Annotated in this window: 7 protein-coding genes; 3 read left to right on the forward strand and 4 right to left on the reverse strand. The window is 73.5% G+C overall.

Annotated features, from left to right (window positions below):
* The coding region (locus KBX53_RS20400) for a GAF domain-containing sensor histidine kinase (RefSeq protein ID WP_210861048.1) at positions 1–963 on the forward strand (963 nt) is incomplete at its 5' end.
* 15 nt (positions 964–978) lie between these two features.
* Here KBX53_RS20400 and KBX53_RS20405 read toward each other — a convergent pair.
* Positions 979–1,617: a response regulator transcription factor gene (locus KBX53_RS20405; protein ID WP_030336079.1), complete on the reverse strand. Its 639-nt coding sequence runs from the start codon at positions 1,615–1,617 to the stop codon at positions 979–981.
* A gap of 191 nt (positions 1,618–1,808) precedes the next feature.
* Between KBX53_RS20405 and KBX53_RS20410 the strand changes: the two genes are divergently transcribed.
* Positions 1,809–2,783, forward strand: a complete 975-nt coding sequence (locus KBX53_RS20410) for a nitroreductase (protein WP_030336081.1) — start codon at positions 1,809–1,811, stop codon at positions 2,781–2,783.
* A 15-nt stretch (positions 2,784–2,798) separates the two neighbouring features.
* On the opposite strand, the gene KBX53_RS20415 is transcribed toward KBX53_RS20410, so the two are convergent.
* From KBX53_RS20415 to KBX53_RS20425, 3 genes are all read right to left on the reverse strand, one after another.
* Positions 2,799–3,791, reverse strand: a complete 993-nt coding sequence (locus tag KBX53_RS20415; RefSeq protein ID WP_210861049.1) for an NAD-dependent epimerase/dehydratase family protein — start codon at positions 3,789–3,791, stop codon at positions 2,799–2,801.
* 91 nt (positions 3,792–3,882) lie between these two features.
* A complete protein-coding gene (locus KBX53_RS20420) occupies positions 3,883–4,347 on the reverse strand; it encodes a hypothetical protein (protein WP_210861050.1) in 465 nt (154 codons plus the stop codon).
* Positions 4,344–4,862 (reverse strand): RNA polymerase sigma factor, encoded by a 519-nt coding sequence (locus KBX53_RS20425; protein WP_030336086.1) that lies wholly within the window; start codon positions 4,860–4,862, stop codon positions 4,344–4,346. Before KBX53_RS20425 ends, KBX53_RS20420 begins: the two co-directional genes overlap by 4 nt.
* Positions 4,863–5,179: 317 nt before the next feature.
* On the opposite strand from KBX53_RS20425, the gene KBX53_RS20430 reads away from it, so the two are divergent.
* On the forward strand, positions 5,180–5,563 hold a 384-nt coding region (locus KBX53_RS20430), incomplete at its 3' end, for an ATP-binding cassette domain-containing protein (RefSeq protein ID WP_210861052.1).

A 5,563-nucleotide genomic window follows, 5' to 3' on the forward strand; every position in this document is an offset into this window, starting at 1 on the left:
CTCTACGACAGCGACACCGAGCACTTCTCGGTGGAGGTTGTCGACGGCGCCGACGCGCAGGCCCATCCGCTGGTCGGCGCGGTGCTGCCCGCCGCCGACACCAGTTTCGGCGCGGCCGTCGCCGAGGGCCGGCACGACCAGGTCGACGATCTGGCGCACGCCGCGCCGTGGCCGGCGCTGCTGCACACCGGCCCGGCGATGATCTCACCGCTCGCCACCGCCGAAACCCTGCACGGCGTGCTGATCGTGGCGCACCGGCCGGAGCGCGGCGGGGGTGCCAGCGAGGAGGACGTGGCGCTGCTGGGCAGCTTCGCGGGGCAGGCGGCGCTGGCCATGGAACGGGCCCGGGGCCAGGAGGAGCGGGAACTGCTGGTGGTCCTGGAGGACCGGGAGCGCATCGCCCGTGACCTGCACGACGTCGTGATCCAACGGCTCTTCGCCACCGGCCTGCAACTGCAGAGCGCCGCACCGATGGGCCGCCCGGAGGTGGCCAAGCGGATCAACGCCGCCGTCGACGATCTCGACGCCACCATCCGGGACATCCGCCGGACCATCTTCGAGCTGCGTACGCCGATGACCTCGGAGCTGCGCACCGAGATCCGGACGGCGATCGAGGCGGCCGCCGAGTCCCTGGGTTTCAAGCCGCATCTGGAGCTGGCCGGGCCAGTGGACAGCGCCGTGCCCGACGCCATCCGTCCGGACCTGACCGCGGTGCTGCGCGAGGCGCTGTCCAACGTCGTCCGCCACGCCCAGTGCACCCGCGTCGACGTGGCCGTACGCGTCGACGCCGGTCACGTCACTGTGACGGTCAGCGACAACGGGGTGGGCTGTGACCCGGCCGCCGCCCGGGGTGGTCTGGTCAACCTGCGCGAACGTGCCAGCCGTCTCGCCGGCACCTTCACGATCCTCGGCGTCGAACCGCACGGCACCGAGCTGCGCTGGACCGTGCCGCTGCGCGACTGACCTCCGCGACCCCGGTCAGGGTGTCTTGCCGAGGAGGCGGGTGGCCAGAACGGCGGCCTGGGTGCGGCGCTCCAGACCCAACTTGGCCAGCACGCTGGAGACGTAGTTCTTCACGGTCTTCTCCGCGAGGAACATCCGACCGGCGATCTCCCGGTTGGTCAGCCCCTCCGCCACGTACTCCAGGATCCGCCGCTCCTGCTCGGTGAGCGACTTCAGCTCGCGCGGCTGCTCAACGCCGTTGCGGATGCGTTCCAACACCCGGGTGGTGATCGCCGGGTCGAGCAGCGACTGCCCGGCGGCGACCCGGCGGACCGCGTCGACCAGGTCGGTGCCCCGGATCTGCTTGAGCACATACCCGGCGGCACCAGCCATGATCGCCGCGAACAGCGCCTCGTCGTCCTCGTACGAGGTGAGGATCAGGCCCTTGATGGACGAGTCGACGGCCCGGACGTCCCGGCACACGTCGATGCCGTTGCCGTCGGGCAGTCGCGCGTCGAGGATCGCCACGTCGGGTCGCAACGCCGGGATGCGACGGGCCGCCTCCTGCGCCGAGCCGGACTCGCCCACCACCTCGATGTCACCGCTGCTCTGCAGCAGGTCGGCCAGGCCACGACGGACGACCTCATGGTCGTCGAGGAGGAACACACGGATCATCAGTCGTTTCTACCCGCTGCCCGGGGCCCGGCGCACGGGCCGAAGGTCCCGACCAGTGGGCCGCGAGCGGGCGCTCGGTCCCGACCGGTCGGGACGTCCGGCCCTGCTCGGCGACCGCCGAAGAGTGGACCGTGAAGGTACGGCCACCCGGCACCACCCGCCGCCGGCCGCACCGGGAGAGGAGCACCGCCATGGAGATCGGCTACACCGCGACCCAGCTGCGGACCGCCGCCGTGGACGCGGTCCGGGCACCGTCGTTGCACAACACCCAACCGTGGCGGCTACGGCTGCGCGACGGCGGCATCGAGGTGCTGGCCGACCCGGGCCGCCGGCTGCCGGCGACCGACCCGAGCGGGTGGGGCGTCCGGGTCGCCTGCGGCGCGGCGCTGTTCAACCTGCGGATCGCCCTGGCCGTCGCCGGCACCCCGGCCCGGGTGCGGCTGCGCCCCGACCCGGCCCAACCGGACCTGCTGGCCCGGCTGGTGCCGGACGTCCCGCGCCGGCCCACCCCCGCCGAGCAGAGCCTGTACGCGGCCATCCCCCGCCGGTTCAGCAACCGACTGCCGTTCTGGCCCGACCCGGTGCCCGCCGACGCCCGGTGGCGCCTCGGCGAGGCGGCCCGCGCCGAACAGTGCTGGTTGGAACTACTGATCGGGGTGAGCGCGGTCTCCGCGTTCGGCGAGATCGCGCGCGGCGCGCACCGGGTGCTGGAACGCGACCCCGCGTACCGGGCCGAGCGTGAACGGTGGCTGCGTCGCGAGTTCGCCCCGGACGGCGTACCCAGCTCGGCCGGTGGCCCGCAGGGCGAGCCGCAGGATGTCCTGCCGGCCCGCGGCTACGGTGGGCGCGACCGTGCCCCCGGCCGGGACTTCGAACCGGAACCTCTGGTGGGGGTGCTGGGCTCGGCGGGCAACACCGCGGTGGACCAGGTGATCGCCGGGCAGGCCCTGCAACGGCTGCTGCTCACCGCCACGGACGCCGGGCTCAGCGTGTCGATGCTCTCCCAGCCGATCGAGGTGCCGTCGGCGCGGGAGCAACTGCGGCTGTCGCTGGGCCGCTTCGGCACCCCCCAGATGGTGCTGCGGATCGGGTACGGCCAACCGGGCCGACCGACCCCCCGACGTGAGGTCGACGAGGTGCTGGAGCTGCCGGTGGTGCCCGCCTGACCCGCCGGGGCACGCTCAGCCGGCGAGGACGGCGGCCTCCCGGGCCGGGTCCAGCCCGACCGGGCCGCGCTGCGGTCGCCCGGCGCGCGGCGGAACCGCGCCGACCTCACGCAGCCAACGCCAGGTGTCCTCGACGGTCTCGGTCACCGGCCGGCAGGTCAGCCCGGCGGCCAGCGCGCGGGTCACGTCCTGCTCCAGCAACCCCCGGTACGGGTGGCCGCGCGGCATCCAGATCGGCAGGTCGCTCCACGGCTCCACGCCGGCGGCGAGGATGGTCGTCGGTTCGGTCCAGCGCAGCCGGGCGGCGGCACCGGTGGCGGCCACGCACGCGTCGAGCAGCTCCCCCATCGTGGTCTGCGTCGGCCGGCCGACCGCGTTGACAGTGCCGCCCACCCCTCGGGCCCCCGCGTCCAGCATCCACCCCGCCAGGTCGCGAACGTCGACGTACTGCACCGGCAGGTCGGCCGGCCCGGGGGCGAGCACGTCCCCGCCACGCTCGATGCGCCGCAGCCACCAGGGCAGCCGGCCGATGTCCTCCCCCGGGCCCAGGATCAGACCGGCCCGGGCGATCAGCGCACGCGTGCCGAACACCCCCCGCACGGCACCCTCGGCGCCGGCCTTGAGCTGCGGGTAGTCGCCGTCGACGGCGTCCGGGTCGGCGTCCACCACCGGGGAGTCCTCATGCAACCCGGTGGCGGCGTGGTCGGTGTAGACGGACCCGCTGGACACGTACACGTAGTGGCCGACCGAGGCGAGCAGGGCGCGGGCGGCGGCGCCGGCAGCCCGCGGGGCACCGTCCCAGGTGTCCACCGCCACGTCCCACTCGCCGCCGGCCAGGGCCGCCAGGCCGTCGGGCGCGGTGCGGTCACCCCGCAACCGGTGTACGCCGGGCGGCACCACGCCGTGCAACCCCCGGTTGAACACCGTCACCGACCAGCCGCGGCGCACCGCCTCGGTGACAGTCGCCCCGCCCACAAAGCCCGTACCGCCCAGCACCAGCAATCTCATGCGCTCCACAGTGCCGACCCGGGGCGGCGCGGCACACCCCTGTTCACCAGCAGCGGATCTGCCCGTGGCAGAACCAGCGGGGCGCGGTCACTCACCCGCCCTCGCCGGGCGCGGCCAGCGCGGTGCGGCGGCGTAGCAGCGCCGCCCTCGCCCGGCGGGCCGCCCGCAGGTGCGCGCCCGCCAGGACGCCGAGCACCAGCACCATCCCCAGCAGCACCGGCTCGAACTCGTGCCGCACCACGCTGATGACCAGCGCACCGACGCTGAAGGCCAGCCAGGCGCCGACGCCGAGCCAACCGGCGACCACCCGGTCCCGGGCGAACAGGGGGGTCCGTCGGGTCACGGCCCAGCCGCCGAACGCCGCCCAACACAGGCCGATCGCCACCAGCGCGGCGAAGGCCACGCTGGTGCGTGTCGGTAGCTCGGGCTCGGTCGCCCAGAGCAGACCGATCAGGCCGCTCCCGGTGAGACCGGTGAAGCCCACGGCCAGGTATCCGACCCGCCTGCGCAACGACAACGGCGCGTCCAGTCGCGCCAGTACCTCTTCCGGAGTCATGCTTCGTACCCCTTCCGCACCAGCTCACGGCGTAACAACGTGCGGGCCCGGTTGAGCCGCGACTTGACGGTGCCGACGGGGACGGCGCAGATCTGCGCGCAGGCGTCCAGCGGCAGATCCTCCAGGTAGAACAGCAGAAGCACCTCCCGTTCCCGGGCGGGTAGCTCCGCCAGCGCGCCGGCGAGGGTCTCCCGGTTGACGACCCCCTCGGCCTCGTCGTCGCCCGGCAGGTCGTCGATCGGTTCGGGTTCCGGGCGGGCGTACGCGTCCCGCAGCCGGTTCATCACCGCCCGGCGGGCGATGGTGAAGAGCCACGGCGTGAACCGGTCCGGCTGCCGCAGCCTCGGCAGCCCCCTGAGGACCGCCAACCAGATCTCCTGCACCACATCGTCGTCGGACCCACCGAGCATCCGCCCGACGTACCGTTCGACCGCCGGATGCCAGCCCTGCACCAGTTGGGCGAACGCCTCCCGTTCGCCCAACTGGCAGCGGACCACCAGCAACTCATCGCTCATCGGTCCTCCTTCGCCTGTTCAGTCGGTGCGGGCGTCCGGCAGGTTCACGACGCGCCACAGCGGGGACCGGCGTCGGCGGGTGGCGGGGTGCGGCAGTGGTCGCAGAGCTGGTCCAGGATGCAGGAAAGCCACGCAGGGGCATGGTCAACGGAGCCGCCGATTGCGAAACTGCTTCAATCTGCGTCAGCACGGGCAATCGAGGCCCTTGACGCAATTGGTGACCACGCGTGCCGCCCAGGTGACATCACGTGCCGGACCGGTGGGCCTGACCGCTACCCGAGGCCGGTTCGACGTCGGCACAACCCGGATGGAGGGGAATGTCAGGCACGCCGCTGTCCCTGCCGCAGCCGTCCGCGCGGGCCCCCGAGTTCGGCGGGAACGCGCTCATCGTCTGCGAGAACCTGGTGCGGATCTACCAGACCGGTTCGATCGAGGTGCAGGCACTGCAGGGTCTGGACCTGGCCGTGGAGAGCGGTGAGCTGGTCGCCGTGGTCGGTGCCTCCGGGTCGGGCAAGTCGACGCTGCTCTCCATCCTCGCCGGCATCGACGCGCCCACCGCCGGGCGGGTCCGGGTCGACCGGTGGAACCTGCTGGCGATGTCCCGCGCGGACCGGGTGGACTACCGGCGGCGCACCGTCGGGTTCGTACGGCAGCAGACGGCGAGCAACCTGATCCCCTACCTGACCGCACGCGAGATGGTG

It is taken from the genome of Micromonospora sp. M51 (genome assembly GCF_018070305.1).
Taxonomy (GTDB): Bacteria; Actinomycetota; Actinomycetes; order Mycobacteriales; family Micromonosporaceae; genus Micromonospora; species Micromonospora parva.